This window comes from Rudaeicoccus suwonensis (assembly GCF_007829035.1).
Lineage (GTDB): Bacteria > Actinomycetota > Actinomycetes > Actinomycetales > Dermatophilaceae > Rudaeicoccus > Rudaeicoccus suwonensis.
Genome location: NZ_VIVQ01000001.1, coordinates 276,602 through 300,322, shown reverse-complemented (window position 1 = coordinate 300,322; position 23,721 = coordinate 276,602). Strand labels below are relative to the sequence as shown.

20 protein-coding genes are annotated in these 23,721 nt (G+C 66.6%); 9 read left to right on the top strand and 11 right to left on the bottom strand.

The annotated features are described in order from the left end of the window. Positions 1-3: 3 nt before the first annotated feature. On the bottom strand, positions 4-1,593 hold the full coding sequence (purF, locus tag BKA23_RS01440) for an amidophosphoribosyltransferase (protein ID WP_145224841.1): 1,590 nt from the start codon (positions 1,591-1,593) through the stop codon (positions 4-6). Between the two features lie 80 nt (positions 1,594-1,673). After that, positions 1,674-2,027: a hypothetical protein gene (locus tag BKA23_RS01435; RefSeq protein WP_145224839.1), complete on the bottom strand. Its 354-nt coding sequence runs from the start codon at positions 2,025-2,027 to the stop codon at positions 1,674-1,676. A gap of 126 nt (positions 2,028-2,153) precedes the next feature. On the opposite strand from BKA23_RS01435, the gene BKA23_RS01430 reads away from it, so the two are divergent. Further along, positions 2,154-3,350: a sunset domain-containing protein gene (locus BKA23_RS01430; RefSeq protein ID WP_145224837.1), complete on the top strand. Its 1,197-nt coding sequence runs from the start codon at positions 2,154-2,156 to the stop codon at positions 3,348-3,350. Between the two features lie 111 nt (positions 3,351-3,461). Here the strand turns inward: BKA23_RS01430 and BKA23_RS01425 are convergent, their stop codons facing one another. Then, complete coding sequence (locus BKA23_RS01425; RefSeq protein WP_145224835.1) at positions 3,462-4,340, bottom strand: LLM class flavin-dependent oxidoreductase; 879 nt, start codon at positions 4,338-4,340, stop codon at positions 3,462-3,464. A gap of 10 nt (positions 4,341-4,350) precedes the next feature. After that, positions 4,351-4,716, bottom strand: a complete 366-nt coding sequence (locus tag BKA23_RS01420) for a sterol carrier family protein (protein WP_246104397.1) — start codon at positions 4,714-4,716, stop codon at positions 4,351-4,353. Between the two features lie 59 nt (positions 4,717-4,775). Here BKA23_RS01420 and BKA23_RS01415 point away from each other — a divergent pair, with 59 nt between their 5' ends. The 5 genes from BKA23_RS01415 (at position 4,776) to BKA23_RS01395 (ending at position 11,695) form a co-directional block, all read left to right on the top strand. After that, complete coding sequence (locus BKA23_RS01415; RefSeq protein ID WP_246104396.1) at positions 4,776-5,588, top strand: spermidine synthase; 813 nt, start codon at positions 4,776-4,778, stop codon at positions 5,586-5,588. Positions 5,589-5,709: 121 nt separating this feature from the next. Continuing rightward, positions 5,710-6,546 carry an Fpg/Nei family DNA glycosylase gene (locus BKA23_RS01410; RefSeq protein WP_145224833.1) on the top strand — a complete coding sequence of 279 codons (837 nt, stop codon included), beginning with the start codon at positions 5,710-5,712 and terminating at the stop codon, positions 6,544-6,546. A gap of 55 nt (positions 6,547-6,601) precedes the next feature. Then, on the top strand, positions 6,602-7,024 hold the full coding sequence (locus BKA23_RS01405; protein ID WP_145224831.1) for a PPOX class F420-dependent oxidoreductase: 423 nt from the start codon (positions 6,602-6,604) through the stop codon (positions 7,022-7,024). 115 nt (positions 7,025-7,139) lie between these two features. Continuing rightward, a complete protein-coding gene (gene purL, locus BKA23_RS01400; protein ID WP_145224829.1) occupies positions 7,140-11,045 on the top strand; it encodes a phosphoribosylformylglycinamidine synthase in 3,906 nt (1,301 codons plus the stop codon). Positions 11,046-11,413: 368 nt separating this feature from the next. After that, on the top strand, positions 11,414-11,695 hold the full coding sequence (locus tag BKA23_RS01395) for an MFS transporter (protein ID WP_145224828.1): 282 nt from the start codon (positions 11,414-11,416) through the stop codon (positions 11,693-11,695). A gap of 63 nt (positions 11,696-11,758) precedes the next feature. On the opposite strand, the gene BKA23_RS01390 is transcribed toward BKA23_RS01395, so the two are convergent. The 7 genes from BKA23_RS01390 to purD form a co-directional block, all read right to left on the bottom strand. Continuing rightward, positions 11,759-12,607, bottom strand: a complete 849-nt coding sequence (locus tag BKA23_RS01390; protein WP_145224827.1) for a carbohydrate ABC transporter permease — start codon at positions 12,605-12,607, stop codon at positions 11,759-11,761. Continuing rightward, a complete protein-coding gene (locus tag BKA23_RS01385) occupies positions 12,604-13,560 on the bottom strand; it encodes a carbohydrate ABC transporter permease (protein ID WP_246104395.1) in 957 nt (318 codons plus the stop codon). The genes BKA23_RS01390 and BKA23_RS01385 overlap by 4 nt, the downstream gene beginning before the upstream one ends. 61 nt (positions 13,561-13,621) lie before the next feature. After that, a complete protein-coding gene (locus BKA23_RS01380; protein WP_145224826.1) occupies positions 13,622-14,956 on the bottom strand; it encodes a type 2 periplasmic-binding domain-containing protein in 1,335 nt (444 codons plus the stop codon). A 36-nt stretch (positions 14,957-14,992) separates the two neighbouring features. Continuing rightward, the gene (locus tag BKA23_RS01375; protein ID WP_145224825.1) at positions 14,993-16,042 is read right to left on the bottom strand and encodes a glycoside hydrolase family protein; all 1,050 of its coding nucleotides are present in this window, start codon (positions 16,040-16,042) and stop codon (positions 14,993-14,995) included. A 598-nt stretch (positions 16,043-16,640) separates the two neighbouring features. Further along, positions 16,641-17,348 carry a GntR family transcriptional regulator gene (locus BKA23_RS01370; protein WP_170226325.1) on the bottom strand — a complete coding sequence of 236 codons (708 nt, stop codon included), beginning with the start codon at positions 17,346-17,348 and terminating at the stop codon, positions 16,641-16,643. 171 nt (positions 17,349-17,519) lie between these two features. After that, positions 17,520-18,410 (bottom strand): phosphoribosylaminoimidazolesuccinocarboxamide synthase, encoded by an 891-nt coding sequence (locus tag BKA23_RS01365; protein ID WP_145224823.1) that lies wholly within the window; start codon positions 18,408-18,410, stop codon positions 17,520-17,522. Positions 18,411-18,509: 99 nt separating this feature from the next. Then, positions 18,510-19,781 carry a phosphoribosylamine--glycine ligase gene (purD, locus tag BKA23_RS01360; RefSeq protein WP_145224822.1) on the bottom strand — a complete coding sequence of 424 codons (1,272 nt, stop codon included), beginning with the start codon at positions 19,779-19,781 and terminating at the stop codon, positions 18,510-18,512. Between the two features lie 307 nt (positions 19,782-20,088). Here purD and BKA23_RS01355 point away from each other — a divergent pair, with 307 nt between their 5' ends. The 3 genes from BKA23_RS01355 to BKA23_RS01345 all read left to right on the top strand — a co-directional run bounded on the left by BKA23_RS01355 (position 20,089) and on the right by BKA23_RS01345 (position 23,703). After that, positions 20,089-21,102, top strand: coding sequence for a helix-turn-helix transcriptional regulator (locus BKA23_RS01355; protein ID WP_145224821.1), 1,014 nt, complete (start codon positions 20,089-20,091; stop codon positions 21,100-21,102). A gap of 103 nt (positions 21,103-21,205) precedes the next feature. Continuing rightward, a complete protein-coding gene (locus BKA23_RS01350; protein ID WP_145224820.1) occupies positions 21,206-23,416 on the top strand; it encodes a HelD family protein in 2,211 nt (736 codons plus the stop codon). After that, the gene (locus BKA23_RS01345; protein ID WP_145224819.1) at positions 23,413-23,703 is read left to right on the top strand and encodes a chorismate mutase; all 291 of its coding nucleotides are present in this window, start codon (positions 23,413-23,415) and stop codon (positions 23,701-23,703) included. Before BKA23_RS01350 ends, BKA23_RS01345 begins: the two co-directional genes overlap by 4 nt. Positions 23,704-23,721 lie beyond the last annotated feature (18 nt).

Genomic DNA, 23,721 nt, shown 5'->3' with positions numbered 1-23,721 from the left:
CCTTCACGGCTGGAGCAGGGCGTTTTCAGCACCACCGGAGACACCGAGCGAGACGCCGTCGGCATCCTGGCGGCGGTCGGCGGGATCGAGGTCGATCGAGCTGTCGTGCCCGGTGCGCACCTCGATCGGCAGGGTCTCAAGGACGTGCTTGCCGATGCGGCCGTCCTCGGGCAGAGCGATCGGGTAGTCACCGGTGAAACAGGCACTGCACAGCTGGGCCGCGGGTTGTTCGGTCGCCGCGATCATGCCCTCGTCGGAGATGTAACCCAGCGAGTCGGCACCGATGGAGGCGCGGATCTCCTCGACACCCAGACCGTTGGCGATGAGTTCGGCGCGGGTGGCGAAGTCGATGCCGTAGAAGCACGGCCATTTCACCGGCGGCGACGAGATGCGCACGTGCACCTCGGCAGCACCGGCCTCGCGCAGCATCCGGATCTGCGCCCGCTGGGTGTTGCCGCGCACGATCGAGTCGTCGACCACAACCAGGCGCTTGCCCTTGATCACGTGTTCGAGCGGGTTCAGCTTGAGGCGGATGCCGAGTTGGCGCAGTGTCTGACTCGGCTGGATGAAGGTGCGGCCGACATAGGCGTTCTTGACGAATCCCTGGCCGAACGGGATGCCCGACTCCTGGGCATAGCCGGTCGCCGCGGGCACACCCGACTCCGGCACACCGATGACCATGTCGGCATCGATCGGGTGCTCACGCGCGAGTTGCCGGCCCATCTCGACGCGCGCCTCGTGCACCACACGACCGTTGATCACCGCATCCGGCCTGGCGAGATAGACGTACTCGAACACGCAGCCCTTGGTCTGCGGCTGCGCGAATCGGTGTGTGCGCAAACCGTATTCGTCGATGGCGATCATCTCGCCGGGCTCGACCTCACGTATGACGGAGGCGCCGATCGTCTGCAGCGCTGCGGTTTCGGAGGCCACGACCCAGCCGCGCTCCAGTCGGCCCAGCGCGAGCGGGCGCACGCCATACGGGTCGCGGGCGGCATACAGGGTGTGCTCGTCCATGAACACGAAACAGAATGCGCCGCGCAGTTTCGGCAGGACCGAGAGCGCGGTCTCCTCCAGCGGCTGGTCGGGGTTCTCGGACAGCAGTGCCGTGACGAGAGCGGTGTCCGAGGTGTTGCCGCGGGCCAGTTCACCGCGGGCAGCGCGGCCACCGAGACGCTCGTCGACCAGGGTGCGCAACTCGGCCGTGTTGATCAGGTTGCCGTTGTGAGCGAGCGCGACCGTGCCGCGATCGCTGCCGCCAAGGGTCGGCTGGGCGTTCTCCCAGGTGCTGCCGCCGGTGGTGGAGTACCGCGTGTGACCGATGGCCAGGTGCCCGCGCAGCGAGCTCAGGCTCGACTCGTCGAAGACCTGCGACACCAGGCCCATGTCCTTGTAGACCAGGATGCTCTGACCGTCGCTGGTGGCGATACCCGCTGACTCCTGGCCGCGGTGCTGCAGTGCGTAGAGCCCGAAGTAGGTGAGCTTGGCGACCTCCTCACCAGGCGCCCAGACACCGAAGACCCCGCAGGCGTCTTGCGGGCCCTTGTCGTCGTCGGAAAGGTCGTGCGTCAGCCGTCCGTCACCGCGAGCCACGTGCTCCAGTGTGACACGCACGTATGACGGTGCTCACCCGACCGCCACCCTCGGCACTGTTGGCGTCGGCGCCGGCGGGGTCAGTCCCGGTTGAGCAGCTTCTCCATGACGAGAGCGACGATCGTGGCGATCAGCACGCCGAAGGCCGCCATCAGCACGCCGATGAGCGCGATGCCTGTCCGATCGGAGTATCCGGTCGCGTCTTCTCCGCGAGATGCGATGATCGCGCCGGCGAGGAATCCGATGAATCCGCCGGTGATCATGAAGATGCCGAAGTTCGGTGTCCGGCGCACGCGCCGACGGGTCATCACCAGCTGAGCCGTTGCGGGCGACTCGGAACCGCTCGACCCGTCGTGACCGGAACGACCGTCGCTTGTCTCGGGCTGCGGGGACTGCGAAGGGGCGGTGGACGCCGGGACCTGCTCTTCTGGCACACCACAACGGTAACGCGTGCCTCACGAAGACTTGACCACGTCACGTATGACGGATCTGCGGCCCGGCCGGGCGACTGGCTAGGGTTGCGGCAGTTCTGTGACAGCCCCCAGGTGAGGATGGTCGAAGTGGTCTGGCTGGTATTGATCGTCATCGTTGCCGCGATCTGTGTTGCCGCATGGTTGTTGCTGCGTGACCCCAACCGGGGCGGTTCGGTCGGCATCCACGGAATCGCGGATGCCGAGAAGCGGCGCTTGGCGGGCGGGTCGGTGACCGCAGCCGACGTCGTTTCAGAGCCGGTCGACGAAAAACCGATTGAGAAGCCGGTCGACAAGAAGCCGGTCGGACCGGTCACTGACGAACCGTCCACTGAGCGACCTGCTGCTGACATCGCCGAGCCGGCCGCATCTGCGGCTTCGGCTCAGGAACCAGCTGCTGCGGCTGCCGACGACTGGGACGCCCCACCACCCCCACTCGACGAAGCACCCGCGGCCACGACCGAGCCTGCACCCGCTCCCGCCGCCCCTGCTTCTGGTGACGACTGGGACTCCCCGCCACCCGCACTCGATGACACCCCGGCGGACGCGGTTGAACCTGAGTCGGCTCCGGCAGCCACTGCCACCGGTGACGACTGGGACGCCCCACCACCCCCACTCGACGAAGCACCCGCGGCCACGACCGACCCTGCACCCGCTCCCGCCGCCCCTGCTTCTGGTGACGACTGGGACGCCCCACCACCCCCACTCGACGAAGCACCCGCGGCCACGACCGACCCTGCACCCGCTCCCGCCGCAACTGCTTCTGGTGACGACTGGGACACCCCACCGCCTGCTCTTGATGACACCCCGGCAGCTGGAACCGCCGTTGAGCCGGAACCGGCCGCCGAGTCGGAGCCGGAGGCAGCGCCCACGGTCGAGCCCACAGCTGGGGCAGCGCCGGCGCCTGCCGCCGCCGCTTCAAACCGCGACGATTGGGACGCCCCACCGCTGCCGCTGGAAGAGTTCGACGCACCTGCCGCCACACCGAAGGCTGCGGCCAAGGACGCGACCTCTACCACGACTGCCACGGCCGCATCCGAGGATGCCGCTTCCGATGACGTTGCTTCCGATGACCACGAGGGTGACGGCCCCTTCGGCCCGGCCTCGGCGTTCCCCTCCGACGACGGCTCCGGACCAGAAGGCTGGTTCAAGGGCGACGCCGACACGATGCTGTTCCACGGGCCGGATTCGCCGTCATTCGGTGACGTCGAAGCAGAGATGTACTTCAAGGACGAGCAGACAGCGCAATCGGCCGGCTTCCGCCACTGGGATCCATCGCAACGGTGAGCAACCGTGCCCTGCCGTTCAGTGCCTCGCGCAGCGAATCATTGAGCAAGGTCACCGGAAGGACTCGGGGCAGTCACCGCGCGCGGCGAGCGCGTAACGACTCGGCACGGATTACTGTCTCTGGAACCGCGGAAGCGACTGTGCCGCAACGGCTTCCAAGGTGCGCAACGATCCGGCATACGGCGCGTCTGGGCGCGGCCAGTGGATCGTCATGTCGGTGAAGCCTGCCTCCGCGGCGCGCCCAGCAAGATCTTCGAACCGATCGACACTCTCCAGCGAGAACTGCGGGCGGCCGTCGACGCTCAGGTGACGCTCGAACGCCGCGTCGTCGCTGCGTCCTGCAGCCGCCAACGCGTCGTCGAGGCGGGCACTCAACTCCGAAAGCCCCTGCCACCACTGCTCATCGGTGTCGGCGGCCTTGCCGTAGGTGATCCAGCCCTGACCGTTCTCGGCAGCCAGCCGCAGCGACTTTGGCCCGTTGGCCGCGATCAGGAAGGGCACCCGCGGTTGCTGCACACACCCCGGCAGCGAACGCGCATCGTCGGCGGCGAAGAAGGCCCCATCGAAGCTCACGTGATCCGAGGTCAGCATCCGGTCCAGCAAGACCACGAACTCCGCGAACCGGTCGGTGCGTTCGCGCAGGGTCAACGCCTCGCCGAGCAGTCTGGAATCCAGGTCTCCCCCGGTGCCCATCCCGCACATGAACCGCCCGCCGGAGATGTCGTCGAGCGCAAGCACGTCCCGCGAAAAGGTCACGGGGTGACGGAAATTCGGCGACGTCACGAACGTCCCGAGCCGGATGGTCTTCGTCGCGAGCGCCGCAGCCGTGAGTGTCGGGGTGGTGCCGAACCACGGCGCATCCGGCAGTCCGGCCCACACCAGGTGGTCATAGGTCCACGCATGGTCGAAACCCATGTCCTCCGCGGCCCGCCACTTCGGCTCGGCCTCACTCCAGCGGTGTTCCGGCAGAATCGTGATCCCGAATCGCATGACAGCCAGCCTATGCGCGCCGCATCAACGGCAGGTATGCCGACAGGTCGGCTCGCGAGCCCGACGCCGAGACCCAACCCGCCGCCTCCGCCTGCCCCCACGTGGCATCACCGACCACCAGACGAAGCCATGAATCTGCCTGCAATTCCACGACGTTCGGTGGCGTTCCGCGTCGATGTGTCAGCCCCTCGATGACCTGCACCGCGCCGTATGGCGGCACTCTCACCTCGACGCTGCGCCCTGGAGCCTGCAGCGCCAGCTCCTGGAGGGTGAAACGCACCGCGGTCGCGAGCGTCTGCCGGTCGACCGTCTCATCGCCCATCCACGCCTGCACCGCTGCACGCCCGGTGTGTGGGTCGATCTTGCGCTGCGCCACATGTGCTCCCATCTGTCCGGGCGGCGCCCGCGCCGCCGCTTGCGTCATACGATCTCGGGGTGCCGCATGCCGAGAGTAATTCTGAACAGTTCGGCTTCGTCACCGACGAACGCGGCGGCGTCACGGTCATGCGCGACGGGCATCCGCAGTCGCACGTCGACCTAGCCGACCCGGGCCTGCTCGTCTTCGAGTATGTCGCCCAGCTCGCCCTCGGCATCGACCTGCTGCCGCCCGGCCCGATCGGCGTCACCCACATCGGCGGCGCCGGTCTCACCCTCGCCCGCTACATCCAGCACACCCGCCCCGGCTCGCCGCAGATCGTGCTCGAGCCGGACGCCGCGCTGACCGAGGAGGTCCGCCGACAACTGCCGCTACCTCGTGGTCACCGCATCCGGATCCGGCCGGTCGACGGTGCCAGCGGGCTCGCGGCGCTGCGGGATTCGTCCGCCGACGCCGTCGTCCTCGACGCGTATGACGGTGGCCGCGTGCCGGCCGACCTGGTGACCGACGCAGCGTTGGGTGGCTTCGCGCGGGTGCTGAAACCAGGTGGCCTGGCACTGCTGAACCTCGCTGACGAGCCGAACCGGCGCCACGTCGCGCGAGTGCTGGCAGGAGTCGCAGCACAGTGGCGACACCAGGTCGTGCTCGCCACCAATGACGTGATGAAGGGTCGCCGTTTCGGCAACTACGTTGTGATCGCTTCCAATTCGCCCATCGACGTCGACGAGGTGAGGCGGCGCGCCATACGCCTCGCAGCTCCGACCGCAGTGCGACCCGGTGGCGAATTGCGAAAACAGGCAAGGCCGTTCACCGTCGATGATGCCGAATCCTCACCTCCACCATCGGATTCTGGCCACTGGCGCAGAAGCTGAGTTCGCTGCTCGCATCGCGACGTGCGCGTCATACCCTGGGCTACGCGCCACCGTCGCCGCAACCACACCGGCACCCCGACGGTCGATCCGGAGCGCCGGAGCGGTGTAGGACGATGGACGGATGCCGGAAGGACACGTCACCCACCGCATCGCCGGAGAACTCAACCGCCAGTTCGGCCGCCGCGAGGTGCGTTCGACCAGTCCGCAGGGCCGGTTCGACGCAGCCGCGGTGGTCGACGGGCGTGAGTTCGAACTCGCGGAGGCCTTCGGCAAGCACATGTACCTCCGCTTCGAGGACCTCGACGAGCAGGTGCACATCCACCTCGGACTGATCGGCAAGTTCTTCTTCTTCGCCGAGGCCGACCCCGCCACCGAGAACGCCCGGTGGCGGATGAGCGCACTCGACCCGGACGTCACGATGGAGTTGCGAGGCGCCACGATCTGCGCGCTGAGCAGCCCGGCCGACAAGGAGCGAACGGTCGCCTCGCTCGGCCCCGATCCGCTGCGACCGGATGCCGACCCCGACGTCGCCCGGGCGCGAATCCGTAAGTCTGCCAGTCCGATCGGCGTGCTGATGATGGACCAGAAGATCTTCGCAGGCGTCGGCAACATCTACCGCGCCGAGACGCTCTTCCGTCACAACATCGACCCGATGATGGCCGGCAGGTTCCTGCGCAACGCCGAATTCGACGCTCTGTGGGACGACCTGGTCGAGCTCATGCCGCTGGGCGTGCGAGACGGCCGCATCGACACCGTGCGACCCGAGCACTCGCCGGAGGCCACCGGCCGCGACCCGCGTGTCGACAAGCACGGCGGCGAGGTTTATGTCTACCGTCGCGCCGGCCAGCCGTGCCTGGTCTGCGGGACGCCCATCTCGACGACCGAACTGGCGAGCCGCAACCTGTTCTGGTGCAAGCACTGCCAGCCGCGCTCCCGCCGCCGATCTGTGCGCGACTGACCCGCTCGACCGGCGCTTCCTGGCCACCACACCGGATGGCGCGGATGATGAAGGGATGACCTCAGCTGCGCTCCGTGCCCTGATCTCCGACAACAAGCTCGCCGTGCTCGCGACCATCCGGCGCGACGGCCGGCCGCAGCTGTCGAATGTCAGCTACTGCTATGACCGTGACCGCGACCTGATCCGGGTCTCGATCACCGATGACCGCGCCAAGACCGCCAACCTGCGCCGCGATCCGCGGGCCACCGTGCTCGTCAGCGACACGTCCGGGTGGTCGTATGCCGCTGCCGACGCGGACGCCACGCTCCTGCCGGTCTGCACCAGCCCCGACGACGCCAGCGCGGACGAGTTGGTCGACATCTACCGGAACATCGCCGGCGAACACGACGACTGGGCCGAATACCGCCAGGCCATGGTCGACGACCGGCGTGTCCCCCTGCTGTTGCGGCTCACCCACGTGTATGGCGCAGCCCGCTGACGGCATCCAGCTCCACGGCCCGCACAGGCCGGTCCCACGCGGGCTGAAACCCACGCCGGTCGTGTCGATACCCTTGACAGCGTCACCACCGCCTCGCTGAGGAGCCGCACACCCCATGACGCCGACCCACGGCCTGGCGCTGACCACTTTCGACGGCGGCACGGCGTTGTCGTCGTTCCGCGCGGCTGCGCTGCTGGCGCGGTTGCGCGCCGTCGCACCCCAGATCAGCGCGGTCAGTGCCCGCTTCATCCACTTCGTCGCCACCGATCAGCCGCTGGACCCGGCGACCGAGCAGCGACTGGGCGAGCTGCTGACCTACGGCCCGTCATACAGCGCGAGCGACGAGGTCGACGAGACCTTCGTCGTCACCCCCCGCGTCGGCACTGTCTCGCCATGGGCATCGAAGGCCACCGACATCGCGCACAGCTGCGGCTTCGCGGTGCATCGCATCGAGCGGGTCACCGAATTCGCTGTGTCGACAGGCGAACTCGGCCCCGATGAGCGCTCTGCTGTGGCGGCCCTGCTGCACGACAGGATGACGCAGACGGTGCTGCACTCGCGCGCCGACGCCGAGGTGTTGTTCGACGAACCCGATGCCGAACCGCTGCGTCGCATTAACGTACTGGGCGACGGCCGTGGTGCATTGGACCGCGCCAACGTCGAACTGGGGCTGGCCCTGTCCGCCGACGAGATCGACTATCTCGTCACGTCGTTCACCGATCTGCACCGCAACCCCAGCGACGTCGAGCTGATGATGTTCGCGCAGGCCAACTCCGAGCACTGCCGCCACAAGATCTTCAATGCCGACTTCGTGATCGACGATCAGCCGCAGACGTCGTCGCTGTTCGACATGATCCGGCATACCGAAGCAGTCGCCGGCGAAGGCACGATCGTCGCCTACAAGGACAACGCCTCGATCATGCGCGGCGGCACCATCACTCGGTGGGTGCCCGAATCCCCTGATGCACCCAGCAGATACGTCGAACGCACCGATGAAGTGCACGTGCTGATGAAGGTCGAGACGCACAACCACCCGACTGCCATCTCTCCGTTCGCCGGCGCGGCGACCGGGGCAGGTGGCGAGATCCGCGACGAGGGTGCGACCGGCCGCGGGTCCGCGCCGAAGGCCGGACTGACCGGTTTCGTCGTGTCGAACCTGCACCTGCCCGGCACCCAGGAGCCGTGGGAGAACGAGACGTATGGCGCGCCCGCTCACCTCGCGACGCCGCTGGACATCATGGTCGACGGCCCCATCGGCGCGGCTGCCTTCAACAACGAGTTCGGGCGCCCCGGGCTGGGCGGCTTCTTCCGCGTCTACGAGCAGACCGTGGACGGCATCCGACGTGGCTATCACAAGCCGATCATGAGCGCCGGTGGTCTCGGCTCGATCAGCGCCGACCAGACGCAGAAGGTCCGCTTCCCCAGCGGATCACTGCTGGTGCAACTCGGCGGTCCGGGCATGCGCATCGGCATGGGCGGCGGCGCGGCATCGTCGATGGCATCCGGCGACAATGCGGCCGAACTCGACTTCGACTCCGTGCAGCGCGGCAACCCCGAGATCGAGCGTCGTGCGCAGGAGGTCATCAACCACTGCTGGTCGCTCGGTGCCGACAACCCGATCCTCGCGATCCACGATGTCGGCGCCGGCGGGCTGTCCAACGCCTTCCCCGAACTCGTCGACGACGCCGGGCTCGGCGCGACCTTCGATCTGACGGCGGTGCCTCTCGAGGAGCGCGGCCTGTCCCCCAGAGAGATCTGGTGCAACGAGTCGCAAGAGCGTTATGTGCTTGCGATTGCTGCGGATTCGCTTGAGGATTTCGCCGCTTTGGCGCAGCGCGAGCGCTGCCCGTATGCGGTGATCGGCGCCGCATCGGACGACGGCGTGCTGCGCGTCGAGCAACCCGGCAGCAGCGACATACCGATCGACATGCCCATGCAGGTGCTGCTGGGCAAGCCGCCGCGGATGACCCGCGACGTGACACGGGTCGAGCACACGACAACGCCGTTCACGATCGACCACGCCTCGGCTCGCGACCTCGCGTATGCCGTGCTGCGTCACCCGACCGTGGCCAGCAAGCGCTTCCTGGTGACGATCGCGGATCGCACGGTCGGTGGCCTCACCCATCGCGACCAGATGGTCGGACCCTGGCAGGTGCCCGTCGCAGATGTGGCCGTGACGCTGTCCGATCTGACCGGCTTCGGCGGACAGGCGATGGCGTCGGGTGAGCGCACCCCGATCGGCGCCGTCGACGGCCCGGCCTCCGGCCGGATGGCGGTCGGCGAAGCGATCACCAACCTGCTGGCTGCGCCACTCAGTGAGCTGACCGGCGTGAAGCTGTCCTGCAACTGGATGGCAGCCGCTGGTCGCCCCGGCGAAGACGCCGCGCTCTACGACACCGTGCGGGCGGTCGGCCTGGAGTTGTGCCCGGCCCTGGGCATCAGCGTGCCGGTCGGCAAGGACTCTTTGTCGATGAGCACGCGGTGGACGGATGACGACACGGCCGAGGCGCGCGAGGTTCGCTCACCCGTTTCATTGGTTGTCACCGCCTTCGCTTCGTTGCCGGATGTGCGCGGCACCCTCACGCCTCAGCTGCGCGGCAGCGGCGACGGGACCAGGGACGGCAGTGTCGAGTCGGAACTCCTGCTCGTCGATCTTGGCGCGGGCAAGAATCGCCTCGGCGGCTCGATAGCGGCGCAGGTGCAGGGCGAATTCGGAGGCGCACCAACGGATCTGGACGATCCGCAGCTGTTGCTGGGCCTCGTCGAGTTGACGGGGCGGCTGCGGGAGGACGGCCTGCTCACCGCGTACCACGACCGTTCGGACGGTGGCCTGTGGGCGACCGTCGCCGAGATGGCATTCGCGAGCGGGTGCGGCGTGAGCATCGACGTCCCCTCGACCGAGGCTCTCTTCGCCGAGGAACTCGGCGCCGTTCTCGAGATCCCAGCGTCGGCGCACGCCGCCGTCGAGCGGATCCTCACCGACACCGGTCTGAGCGCGGTCTGCCACTTCATCGGCCGGCCCACTCAGGACGGGCACCTCACAGTCACGGTCGGCGGCGAGACCCTGTTGCACGAGCAGGTGCGCGACCTGGCGCTGGCCTGGGACGAGGTGTCACACCGCATCAGCGCACTGCGCGACAACCCCCAGTGCGCCGAGGAAGAGCATTCAGCAGCAGGGGTTTTCGACGCTCCGTTGGTGGTGGCGCCGTCCTTCGACCCCACGCACGACATCGCGGCGCCATACCTGTCGTTGTCGACCAAGCCGCGGGTCGCAATCCTGCGCGAGCAGGGCGTCAACTCCCACGTCGAGACGGCGTTCGCGTTCCACCGCGCCGGATTCGAGGCGCTCGACGTGCACATGACCGACCTGCAGGCCGGCCGTCATGACCTCAGCGACGTCGTCGGGTTGGTCGCCTGCGGCGGCTTCTCCTACGGCGACACCCTCGGCGCGGGTGAGGGTTGGGCCCGGTCGGTGCTGTTCAACGATCAGCTCCGCGAGGTCTTCGGCACGTTCTTCCAGCGTGCCGACACCTTCGGCCTGGGCATCTGCAACGGCTGCCAGATGTTCGCGGCCCTGGCCGAGCTGATTCCGGGTGCAGACGCGTGGCCGCGGTTCACCCGCAACCTTTCCGAGCAGTACGAAGCCCGCCTCAGCCAGGTCGAGATCCTCGACTCCCCCTCGATCTTCTTCACCGGTATGTCGGGCAGCCGTCTGCCGATCGCCGTCGCGCACGGCGAGGGCCGCGCCGACTTCTCAGAGCGCGGTGATCTCGAAAGCGTCCACCGGGCAATGCGTTTCATCGATGCGACCGGTGCGCCGGCTGCGACATACCCGGCGAACCCGAACGGCTCACCGGACGGGCTGACCGCGGTGGCCACGCCGGACGGCCGATTCACCGCGATGATGCCGCACCCAGAACGCGTGCAGCGCAACATCCAGCTGTCGTGGACCGACGGGGCGCCTTCGGAGGCAAGCCCGTGGCTACGGATGTTCCGCAACGCACGGGTGCACCTCGGCTGAGGCAGCAACGTTCATCAGGTGAACGGGCCGACGCTGTCGGCCCAATCGAGCGCCCGGCGCCTTCCTCGCGCGCTAGCCGAATCCGCTGCAGCCGGCGGGCATCGACGGCTGGCGCTCCCTGTTCCTCATCAGATCAGTCGGCTCGCTGGTCGTGTGGTTCGTGCGACGCGCGTTGTCGGAGTCGCCCCGCTGGCGCGAAGCCCATGGCAGGTATGCCGCGGCCGACACCATCACGACACGCTTCGGACAGCAGCCGCGTGCCGAGGGGCACACCCTGCAGGATCCCGATGTCACGCTGAAACCTCCTGACACCAGGCGCTTTCAGACTCAGCCCGTGCTTCGGACTCACCGACAACGCCACCACGATCGTGCGCGCCGGGTTTCTCTACGGCTGCGCGTCGACTCTGTTCTCCAACGCGTGCCACGTCTACCTTGCGGATTCATATCCGACAGCGATCCGTGGAACCACCACGGGCGCGGCATACTCGCTGTCCAGACTGGTCACGGCATTGCTGCCGTTCCTGCTGCTGCCGATCCTCGATTCACACGGCAGCACAGCGGCTTTCGCGGTCGTGATGGTGCTGCTCGTGATCGACGTCGTCATGCGCGGTCATCGATGCACCAACCGTTCGGCGGACGCGACCGTGTGACGCCTCAACCAGCGATTGCCTTCCGGCGCGACGGCTTCTGGGCAGGAGTCGTGAGATCCGTCCTCATCCTTTGATCGCCGATCCGGCGACACTCTGAACGAACCAGCGCTGAAAGACCAGGAACATCACCAGCACCGGGAGCACGAGAAGTGTGCCGAAAGCGAAGATCTGACCCCAGTTCGGTGGCGTCTGGGCAGAGAACACACCGATTTCCAGCGGGAGTGGGCGGACGGCCGGGTTCGAGGTCATCAGGGACGGCCACAGGAACTGCCCCCACGACGTCAGGAAGGTGAGGATCGCGACCGTGGCGAATGCCGGCTTGGAGTTGGGGACGATGATCCGGAAGAACGTTCCGACCGGTCCCAGCCCATCCAGGCGGGCGGCCTCCTCCATGCTCTTGGGGATGTCGAGGAAGAACGTATAGAAGAGGTAGACCGAGAACGGGTTGACGATGAACGGCAGCATCTGACCGATGAGGCTGTCCCGGTAACTCGACATCAGTTGCATGAGCGGCACGGCCACCGACTCGAACGGCACGATCGACAGCAACACTACGACGAGGAACAACTTGTCGCGTCCCCGCCAGTCCAGTCGTGCGAAGGCGTACCCCGCCATCGAGTTGACCAGCAGGCCACCGAGCACGATGACCAGCGAGATCAGGAACGAGTTGATGAAGAACTGGCCGAAGTACCCCGTGGCACCGGAGTCCAGGGCACTGAAGACGGCTGAGTAGTTGTGGAAGGACAGATCCGTCGGGATGAATCCGGCGAACCCGTTGAGCACCTTGTTGGAAGGCTTGAGGCTGCCGATCAACAGGTAGTAGATCGGCGCGAACATCACAATGGCGGCTGCGGTCATCAAGACGTAGTCGCGGGCCTTCTTGCCGGTGCGTGTTGCTGCGTGGGTGCTCATGACTCATTCCTTTGCCGCAGGACTGCGCGCTGCACGACGGTGATGATGACCACGATCACGAAGAGGATCACCGAGATCGCGGATGCCTGGCCCAGGTCGTTCTCGTTGAAGACTGCGTTCGTTGCCTGGAACAGCATGGTTTGGGTGGCGTTCTGGTTGGCGCCTGCGGTGTTGATCAGGATGTACACCTGGTCATAGACCCGGAACGACAAGATGGTCGTCAACAGGACCACGAAGATGAGGGTGTTCCTGATCCCCGGAACCGTGATGTGGATGAACTGCTGCCACGCACCGGCCCGGTCCAGGGACGCCGCCTCATAGCGCTCCTGCGGGATCTCCTGCAGCCCGGCCAGGACAATGATCATCTGGAATCCGACGCCCTGCCAGATCGACAGAAGAATGACCGACGCCAGCGCCGTGCTGGACGAACCGAGCCAGTCGTGCGGCTGGACGTGCCCGAAGGTCACGGCGTTGAGCGCGGAGTTCAGCAGCCCCTGGGAACTGCGATCGAGAATCAGTCGCCAGATCACCGCAACGAGCGCCATCGGGAAGACCACCGGCATGAAGAAGAACGTGCGATAGATCTTCACGCCCTTGAGCTTGCGGTTGAGCAAGACCGCGAGAGCCAGCGCCAAGCCGGTCTGCACCGGGATGACAACGGCCGCGAAGACGAAGTTATTCAGCATGGCCCTCAGGAATGGGCCTGAATCGATCGGATTGGTGAACAACCGGACGTACTCGGTCAAGCCCCAGAACTTCGCTGGATGCGCCTGCGACACCTGGATGTTCTGCAACGAGAAGATGATCGCGTAGACGAACGGGATCGCGATGAACAGGACCAGTCCCAACAGCGCGGGGAATGACATCCCGATTCCGGCCCAGGTGTCGGGCCGACGTTGACTCCTACGTTTGGTGCTGCGCGGGTTGCCATCCGCTGTCATCAATGTGGTCACGATGACTCTCTCTTTCCTGCGGGTGAGGGCGCGATGACCACCGCGCCCTCACCCGATGCGATTACTGCTGGTAGCCGTTGTTGTCGGAGAAGTTCTGGTCGATCGCCTTTGCGGCGTTCGTAAGAGCCGTCTTGGGATCGGCACCGTTGAAGATCGCTGCGAGGGCGGTGGCGAAGTTCGACGTGATCGTGGGGTAGCCCGCGGTCACGGGTCGGTAGATGGCCACACACGTCGAGGTGATCGCGGAGGCCGGGCAGGTATGCTGCAGGTTCTGGCCCCACAGCGCCAGCCCGCCGCCCGGCTGGTAGAGCTTGTCCGCTGCGAACGCGGTCTTGGTGGCCGGCGGAGCCCCGTCGGCGTTTGTCATCGCAGTGACGTTCTGGTCGTCCAGCAGGTAGTCGAGGAACTGACCGGCTGCTGAACCGTCCTTGGTGGCCGCGCCGATGCCCCAGGTCCACGACCCGGCGCCCGTCTTGGAGCCGGTGCCGAAGTTGGGCAACGGAAGGTCGAGCAGGTTGCTGGCGCCGATGGCCTTGGAGTACACCGGGTACTCCCAGTGTCCGCTCCAGCTGAGCGCGACTCGACCGTCCTGGAATGCATTACCGTCCGCGTTCGGATCCACATAAGGCTTCCACGATGCGAACTCGGTCATCGCCTTGATGCTCGCCGCGGAGTTCAGAACACCGGTCGCCTTGCCGTTCTGGATCAGGTTGCCGCCCGCTGACTGGATCACCGGGGAGAACCCGTAGGTACCCCACTCCTGGTTGAGGCTGGACTCATCGATGTCGAGGGACTTGCCAGACTTGTTCGCCTTGGCCAGGACCTGCAGTGCCTTGAGGAACTCCGCAGGGGTCCACGCATCAGCGGTGGAGGTGGGGTACTTCACCCCGGCGGCATCCAACATCTTCTTGTTGGCATAGAGCCCCAGCGCCGAGTCGTACATCGGCAGTGCGTACAGCGTGTTGTTCGAGGTTCCCTCGGCGATGGCACCCGCCGTCGCGTTGCTCACCACACTTGCCGACACGAACTGCTTCAGCGGTGCCAGCTTGGCGTTGTAGGCGAACGCTCCTACCGTCGGCCCGTCCATCTCCAGCACATCCGGCAGCTGGCTCTTCGGGGTGTTGGTGACAGTCGTGGTGTAGGTGTCGGCGGAGATCAGGCGAAGGTTCGCGTGGATGGTGGGGTGCGACTTGTTGAATCCGGCCACCGCCGCCTCGAGCGCGGCGTTTTCACCGGGCTGGCCGCTGTGGGCCCAGATGCTGATCGTGCCTTTGCCGCTGCCGGCTGATGCAGACGACGAACTGCTGCTGCCGCTGGTCGAGCAACCAGCGACCAGAGCGACCGATGCGACCGCGACGCAGGCGGCGAGCCGGTGGGTCGTGCGAGTGGATTTCATGTTTCTCCTTGGACGAGGCATCCGCGGCGGGATGCGTTATGCAGGCGTGGGGTGGTGGAAATCGGTGTCCTGGACGCGCCTGATTCGTCCAGGGATGAGGTGAGAAGAGGAGCTGTCCAGCGGCTCGACGTCGACGACACTGGTGGTCGGACTCAGCTCAAGTCGGAAGGGAGCCGGATCTGTGACGACCCCGACGAAATTGCTTGACTGGTCATAGTTCTCGAACGTGATCAGGCACCAGACTCCGGACCGATCACGCAGCACCCGTCCGGAGTAGAACTGGTGGCGGGTAAAGGGACGGGCCATCTCCAGGTTGAAGGCCTTGGTCGGGTCGGACACGGCCGTGATCCAGGTTCCGGCGTCGGACACCTGCGTGGCCCTCGACCCGGCAAGCGCGTCCGCCGGACAGGAGAACACCAGTACCCACTGCCCCTGGATGCACTCGACCTGAGGCACTTCGATGTGCTGGAAGCCCTCACCAGGCTGAGTCAGCGGCTCCACGACCTCCCACCGGCTGAGGTCCCTCGAGATCGCATGCCCAATGACACCCCGGTCGTCGATCGCACCGTGATTGGCGCGCGCGGTGACCAACATGTGCCAGCCGTCACCGGACGGATCACGGAAGACCCAAGGATCGCGCCAAGCCTCCTCACGCCAGCTCGACGAGCCGAGGGTTTCGTACCACTGCGGATCCGCTTGCACGACCGGACCGGGCTGCTTACGCCATGTGATCAGGTCGTCGGAGACAGCGACAGCCACCGTCTCGACATTCGCCACTGCGGGCTCCGGGCCGGTAAATCGGCTGCCCGTGTAGAACATCCGCCAGACGCCGTCGTCACCGCGAACCACGCTGCCGGTCCACGTCGCCGTGGCGTCAAACGAGCCGGGCTCACCCGCTCCGAAGGGGTCAGCCAGTCGTGTCCACGACACCAGATCCGTCGACACGGCGTGACCGATACGCGCGGCGCGGTGCCGGCGACCTTCGTCACCCAGCGACTTCGGCGCGTACAGGAAGAACAAGTGGAACTGGTCGCCGTCATCCGCACTCCAGAAGTCCCATACCCACTCGTCCGGGAAGCTCAACATGGCGCAGAGATCTCCGTTCGCAGCCCTGCTGCGGCATAGCTGTGCATGAGCACGATCGGGTCTCCTCTGGTTGGTGGGTGAGGATCTGCATCTCTTGGCAACGTCACGACGCCATCGCGTTTGTGATGCAACTCACCCATCTAGATACGCGAGGAATGTAGGCGAGCTTTCCCGCCATCGTCAAGCGGATTGGCAAAACCTGGTATTCTGGACTTAAATCGTGTTAGGTTCAGTCATGGCGGGCTCATATCCCGTTCATCAAGCGTCGATCACGCCGACGACAGTTCCGTGAGGGCACGACGTCGTCGATCCTTCTACCTGTCTATAGTGGTGGCCAATTCCAGGCAGAGGATCACCAGAAAGCTGCCCGCTGGGCGACGGATCGCGGCACTGCAGAAGGGCGTCGAATCTGATCGTGGGTGGTGGTGTTCGTCGGCTGGTATGCCGACACTCAGTCGAGATTTGACGGACAGGCGAACGCGATCGGCAGGGCCGCGATACAGACGACGACGTGATCAGCGGATGGCAGAGCAACACCAGCAACCGTGGCGACACCCCGCGTCACTCATCGATGTGCGCGGAACGCGCCCGATCGTGGCTAAGCGTCCGACTCGACGTGAACGGTGAACCGGCTTCCGGCATAACGAGATTCAGTGATCTCGACCGGCTGATCATCCTCGGTCCGGCTCACGTGGCGCGCGACAAACAGCGCCGCGCCCAACGGAAGCTGCAGCAGCTGCGCTTCCTCCGGTGTCGCGACCTCGGCGGAGTGTGTGCCGACGACACTGCGGGCCGTCATCCCGTGCTCGATGAGTTGCTCCCGCAGCGAAGCGCTGCTCGGAGTCGTGTCGAGCAACGAAGCGAAACGCATTGGCAGCACGAAGCTTTCGATCACCATGGGCTGTTGATCGGCGAAGCCGAGGAACCGAAGGTGCAGCACCTTGGACCGCGGCGACAGCCGCAGCATCGCGGACTCCCCCTTGGACGCCTGCCTGGTCTCGCGAGACAGCAGCTGAGATGTCGCTGCCAAACCGCGCAACGCCATCTCGTCAGCAAAGGAACGCAAATTGCTCTGGTGGCGGTGCACCTGCGGCGCGCCGACGAAGGTCCCGACTCCGTTGATCCGGTAGATCACGCCCTCCGCAACAAGTCGCTGCGTTGCCTGCCGAACAGTCATCCGGCTGATCTGAAACAACTCGGCGAGTTCAGCATCGGACTCGATGGGATCGCCCGCCGAAAGGCTCGCCACCCTGGACCGGATGTGCCGTTCAACGGCCTCGTGCCGGTGCAGCGTCTTGCGCGCCATGGTGTCTCTGCCTCTCCCGAGGACGCTCGTATCTACCGAGCCCATTCTGCGGGATCTGTCGTGGGGTGGGCGCCATGGTGCCTCATAAGCAGGCGAGGACGCGTCGAAACGGCCGTCGTCGGTTGACCAGGCATCACAGACAAAGCATCAGGAGGCCGGACTGCCCAGGAGTCAGAAGGAACGACCGGTGATCGACTCGTAGGCCTCGACATACTTCGCACGGGTCTGCTCGACGACCGAGTCCGGCAACTCCGGCGGCTCCTGACCCGACTCGCGGTCCCAGCCGGACTCCGGCGACGTCAGCCAGTCACGCACGAACTGCTTGTCGTATGACGCCTGTCGGGTTCCCGGCGCCCATGCGGCCGCCTGCCAGAAGCGCGACGAGTCGGGGGTGAGCACCTCGTCGGCAAGCACCAACTCACCGGAGTCGCGGTATCCGAACTCGACCTTCGTGTCAGCGATCAGGATGCCGCGAGGAGCTGCGATCTCGTTGGCCTTGCTCAGGATTCGCACAGTGAGATCGCGGATCTGGGCGGCGCGTTCCTCGCCGACCGTGGCGACGACATCGGCATACGGCATCGGCTGGTCGTGCTCGCCCACGGGCGCCTTGGTCGACGGCGTGAAGATCGGTTCGTCCAGACGGGACGCGTCGACGAGCCCGTCCGGCAGCGCGACGCCGGAGACGGTTCCGTCGGTCTGATACTCGGTGAGGCCACCCCCGGTGAGATAGGCGCGCGCGACGCACTCCACAGGCACCATGTCGAGACGTTCCACCAGCACTGCGCGTCCTTCGACGGCTGCCGGCACATCGGTCGAGACCACGTGATTGGGCACCAGCGGGGCCAACTGCTCGAACCACCACAGCGACAGTTGCGTCAGCACTTTGCCCTTGTCGGGGATCTGCGAACTCAGGATGAAGTCGTAAGCAGAGATGCGATCGGACGCGACGAGCAGCACCTGGTCGTCGCGCGGTGCTCCCGCGCCGTCGAGCGGGGCGTACAGATCACGCACCTTGCCGGAGTAGATGTGGGCATAACCGGGCAGGTCGAGCGGAGCGGTCATGGCACCAGTGTTCCAGCGATCGTCCGGCCTCGCGCCAACGGGTGAGATTTGCGCTCAACTCGCGGGCCAGTGGACGTCGGTGCGAGGTGAGGGTGAGGTTCAGTCAGCAGCAGACGCAGCAGGCGCGACGGCCGCGGCGATGTCGCTGCGGTGTTGTGAACCGGTCAGTTTCACCTGAGCGACGCGCTCGTATGCCGCCTTGCGCGCCTCGTCGACGGAGTCACCCAGACCGACGACTGACAGCACCCGGCCTCCGGCAGACACCAGTTCTCCATCGGCATTCAAAGCGGTGCCGGCGTGCAGGACGTATGCCTCGGCCGACTCCTCCGACAGTCCGGTGATCGGGTCGCCGGTGCGCGGTGCGGCCGGATAGCCAGCACTCGCGACGACCACCGTGACGGCGCTGTCGTCACGCCATACGAGCGGTGGTTGCTCGTCCAGGCTCCCGTCGGCAGCTGCCGTCAGCAGCCGACCGAGCGGGGTGCGCAGCCGGGCGAGCACCACCTGAGTCTCAGGGTCACCGAAACGGGCGTTGAACTCGATCACTCGCGGGCCCGCCGCGGTGAGCGCCAGCCCGACATACAGCACGCCGACGAACGGCGTGCCGCGACGACGCATCTCGTCGACGGTCGGCTGGGCGATGCGCGTCATGACGTCGTCGACGAGGTCGTCAGGAATCCAGGTGAGCGGCGAATATGCGCCCATACCACCGGTATTCGGCCCTTCGTCGTTGTCCCCGAGTCGCTTGAAATCTTGCGCCGGCTCGAGCGGCATCACCGTCTCACCGTCGGTGATGCAGAAGACCGAGACCTCAGGACCCTCCAGGAACTCCTCGATCACCACCCGCCCACCGGCGTCGAAACACGCCTGCGCATGCGCGAGGCCAGCTTCCAGCGAATCGGTGACCACGACGCCCTTTCCGGCCGCGAGTCCGTCGTCCTTGACGACGTATGGCGCACCGGTCGCCTCCATCGCCGCTCGTGCCTCGTCGCCCGAGGTGCACACGTAGCAGCGTGCGGTCGGAACGTCGGCCGCCGCCATGACCTCTTTGGCGAAAGCCTTGCTGCCTTCGAGTGCGGCAGCAGCTCCGGACGGCCCGAACACCGCGAAGCCCGCGTCGCGCAGTGTGTCGGCGACCCCTGCCACCAGCGGCGCTTCCGGTCCGATCACCACGAGGTCGGCACCGATCTCAGCGGCGAGCGCGGCGATCGCCGGACCGTCGCTGAGGCCGGGCAACGGATGAACGGGGGCGATGGCCGCGATCCCGGGGTTGCCCGGAGCGGCGTCGACCGACGCGACCTCCGGATCTGCCAACAGGCCACGGACAAGGGCGTGCTCACGGGCTCCGGAGCCGATCACGAGTGCCTTCACAGCGGCTCAGCCTACGCAACGCCGGCTCTGCGCACAGATCCCGTCCGCGTAAAGACAGCGTCATACGATGCGCGGCCTGAAGGGGGGGGAAGAAGGTGAGCCCCTCCCGAAAGTCAGGGGGGAGGTCTCTCGGGAGGGACCCACCGCAAGCATGGTGGTCAGCCGGAGGGGGGACTCGGCGACTCTGCCACGCTCGCACAACCCTAAGGTTGATGCGTCAACTATGGCACGAGCCGCGCGTCGTTGTTAATCCGAATCTGTCGGACTATCGTCATTGGCGACAACCCGCCATCAACCGGAGGCTGCTGTGCCCAAGCGCACGACCGTCTCACGCACCACATCCGCACCCGTCGATCCGTCGGACGACGATGTCGCGCCGATCTATCTGGCGATGCTGCAGTCGCCGAAGGTCACCGTGGGAACCCTGCTCTCTCAGGGGTTCAGCCAAAGCGAACTCGACGCCTACCTGCCCGAGCTCAAGGCGCGGGGCCTGATCCGGCAGATCGATGCCGAGAACTGGCACGTCGTCTCCCCCGATGTCGCGCTCCCCGCGTATGCCGCCCAGCTGGAGCAGCGGGCGCGGCTGATGCGTTCGACCTCTCAGCTGATGACACACATCTATCTGCGCGCCAGGTCGGACGCCAGCACCGGGCAGGAGCTCAAGATTGCGCCGCTGGTGTCGATCGAGGAGAGCGCCCAGGCGTTGCAGCAGATCGTTGCGACCGCGGAGCGCTGGGCGATCAGCAATCGCACCGATTCTCCGCTCAGCAGGTATCTGCGCGATGCGCCGGCCGAACGTTCGGCCACGCCGTTCTTCAACAGTCGCGGCGAACTGCTGCACACCAGGCTCAACGTCGATCCGGCTTTTCTGACCGGCGAACGCATGGATCAGGTGATGCGCAACAGGCAGGAGGCCGGGGACGAAATCCGCCTCACCAAGGGCCTGCCATTCTCAGGCGCGGTCAATGATCAGGGCATGGCGCTGCTGGACCTGGAAGATCGCGACGGGTCTCCGGTCGGCATCCTGCTGAACCCGAAATCGGGCAGCGACTGGGTGCTGCGCTGTCTGGAGTTCACCTGGCGGTTGGGTATGCCGTGGCGCGCCGACCTCGAGCCGGACACCGGGTCCGAACTGCTTGAACCACGCGACCGGCAGATCGTGCGCTTGATGGCCGGTGGGATCTCCGATCTGGCGATCGCGCGGCAGGTCGGAGTGTCACCGCGCACCGTCGAGCGTCGGGTGCGCACCGTCATGGACCGCCTCAATGCCAGCACCCGGTTTCAAGCCGGGGTGCTCGCCGCCAAGAACGGCCTGATCTGACCAGATCGCGAACCCCCGGATGGCGGCCTTCCGCGAGGTCTAGACTTCATTGTTCGCCCCGGGCCGCGTGGGACGAAAGCACCCGAATCGCCTTGGGGGATATGTGAGCGTCGCCAGTGATCGTCCGACCGCACCATCGCCGGAGGTCACCGCTGAACTCGCCCATGAGCAGCGGTATGTCGACCGCGTGTATGCCGAGCTCGTCAAGGCCGGTGAACGGGCTTCTCTCGTCGAGGCCGAGGGTCTCGCCCGGGGGCGCACCGACCGCACCGGGGAGGCTCGCGAGGAAGAGATCACCGGGCTGTTCGAACGCGACGCGCTGGTCTTCAACGCCGGTCGCCGGCGGCAGGCCCTGGAGACTCAATACGAAGGCCTCGTCTTCGGGCGCCTGGATCTCGACCAACCCGGCCCGGACGGCGCCGACGTCGATGTGCGATACATCGGGCGCATCGGCGTGCGCGACGACGACTACGAGCCGCTGGTCATCGACTGGCGAGCGCCCGCCGCATCCGCGTTCTACCGGGCGACACCGGTCCAGCCCCAGGGCGTGATCCGTCGTCGGGTGCTGCGGTGCCGCGACGCGGTCGTGCTCGGTGTCGAGGACGACCTGATGGTGCCCGAAGCTCCCGATGGCATGGTGGTGGTCGGTGACGGAGCCCTCATGGCGGCTCTCACCCGGACCCGTGGCGCGCAGATGCGCGACATCGTCGCCACCATCCAGCGGCACCAGGACGAGGCGATCCGTGCCTCGAGCCGTGGGGTCACCGAGATCACCGGCGGGCCCGGCACCGGCAAGACCGTCGTGGCACTGCACCGTGCGGCATACCTGCTGTACTCCGACCGACGACGCTACGAGTCCGGCGGGATCCTCGTGGTGGGACCGTCTGCGGCATACACCGCGTACATCGAACGCGTGCTGCCCTCACTCGGTGAGGACAGCGTGACGTTGCGCTCTCTCGGCGATGTCGTCGACGGTATGACGGCCACCCGTCTCGACTCCCCCGCCGCTGCCGCGATCAAGGGGTCGCCACGGATCCGCCAGGTGCTCGCGCGCGCCGCCCGCGACCTGGCACCGGAGGCTCCCGACCAGTTCCGCGCGATGGTCGCAGGACATCCGATCCGCATCGATGCAGGCGAGCTACGGCGCATCCGGCGCCAGGTCCTGCAACGCCACCAGCACAACTCCGCCGGAGATGCCGTCGTGCAGGCGCTTGCCGATGCGGCATGGGCACAGGTGCGCACCGACGAGAAGTCCGACTTCGTCGACCGGTTCACCGATCACCTCGAGGTCGAGGCGTTCGTGCGCGCCTGGTGGCCACCACTGGATCCCCGCGAGGTGCTGCTCTGGCTGACCGACGAAGGCCGCGTGCACCGGTACACCGACGGAATCCTGAGCCGTACGGACGCGCACCTGCTGCGTGAGTCGATGCAGGTCGCACTGGCCGACGGCAGTTGGTCCGTCGCCGACGTCGCGCTTGTCGACGACCTCAGCGCGAAGCTGGGGCTGGTGCCGGAGTCGCAGCGTGAGGAGCGTGGGTTCTACGAGATCGAGGAACTCGACAGCTTCGGGGTCAGCGAGCTTCAGCCGGGCCGGGCCGTGCCGGTGCAGGAGGTCGGATACGAACGCACACCGCTCGACCACCGTGAACGCCTGCTGACCGGGCGGATCGGCAAGGCCGAGGAGTACTCGCACACTCTGGTCGACGAGGCCCAGGACCTCTCACCGATGCAGTGGCGGATGCTGGGGCGCCGCGGCCGTTATGCGTCCTGGACCGTCGTCGGCGACGCGGCACAGAGTTCATGGCCGGTCGAGACCGAGGCGGCCGCCGCGCGCGAGGAGGCCTTCGGCACCAAGCCGCGCCAGACCTTCCACATGGACACCAACTACCGCAACGCACGCGAGATCTTCGACTACGCGGCGCGGCTCATTCGTCAGACGGTGCCCGATGCCGATATCCCGCAGGCGGTGCGCGAGACCGGGGTCGACCCGGTCGACCTCGACAGCACGGCGCACGCCCTGCCCTCGGTGGTCACCTCGGCGGTGGGCGACCTGCTCGACCAGGTCGACGGATCGATCGCGATCGTCAGCCCCGCCCGTCACATGGCGGCCCTGGCCACCGTCGCGGACAGCTTCGCCGGTGGCCGCGTGCTGCTCATCGACCCGATGTCGACCAAGGGCCTCGAATACGATGCGACGGTGATCGTCGATCCTGATGCCATCATCGCCGAATCCCCAGGCGGGGCAAGGGTGCTGTATGTCGCGCTCACCCGGGCTGCGCACCGGATGACCGTGGTGCGGGTGAGCGGGTCATGACCACCGCCGACGCGCAACTGGCGGCCTTTCGGCGTTCGATCGACAACATCGATGCGGCGCTGATCCACATCCTGGCCGAGCGCTTCCGCATCACCCAGGCGGTGGGCGAGTACAAAGCCGAGCACGACCTCCCGCCGGCGGATCCAGCCCGTGAGGAGCGCCAGATCACCCGATTGCGAGCACTGGCAACCGAATCCGGGCTCGATCCGGAGTTCAGCGAGAAATTCCTGCGCTTCGTCATCGACGAGGTCATCCACCACCACGAGCGGATCCGCGACGCGGATTGACGACCCCTGCGCGAGGGT

Coding starts and splice junctions, on each gene's coding strand:
- BKA23_RS01365 (WP_145224823.1), bottom strand. CDS start 18,410: ATGACCGCTCCGCTCGACCTGCCCGGTTATGCCCACATCTACTCCGGC.
- BKA23_RS01375 (WP_145224825.1), bottom strand. CDS start 16,042: ATGTTGAGCTTCCCGGACGAGTGGGTATGGGACTTCTGGAGTGCGGAT.
- BKA23_RS01370 (WP_170226325.1), bottom strand. CDS start 17,348: ATGGCGCGCAAGACGCTGCACCGGCACGAGGCCGTTGAACGGCACATC.
- BKA23_RS01410 (WP_145224833.1), top strand. CDS start 5,710: ATGCCGGAAGGACACGTCACCCACCGCATCGCCGGAGAACTCAACCGC.
- purL (WP_145224829.1), top strand. CDS start 7,140: ATGACGCCGACCCACGGCCTGGCGCTGACCACTTTCGACGGCGGCACG.
- BKA23_RS01425 (WP_145224835.1), bottom strand. CDS start 4,340: ATGCGATTCGGGATCACGATTCTGCCGGAACACCGCTGGAGTGAGGCC.
- BKA23_RS01390 (WP_145224827.1), bottom strand. CDS start 12,607: ATGAGCACCCACGCAGCAACACGCACCGGCAAGAAGGCCCGCGACTAC.
- BKA23_RS01345 (WP_145224819.1), top strand. CDS start 23,413: ATGACCACCGCCGACGCGCAACTGGCGGCCTTTCGGCGTTCGATCGAC.
- BKA23_RS01405 (WP_145224831.1), top strand. CDS start 6,602: ATGACCTCAGCTGCGCTCCGTGCCCTGATCTCCGACAACAAGCTCGCC.
- BKA23_RS01380 (WP_145224826.1), bottom strand. CDS start 14,956: ATGAAATCCACTCGCACGACCCACCGGCTCGCCGCCTGCGTCGCGGTC.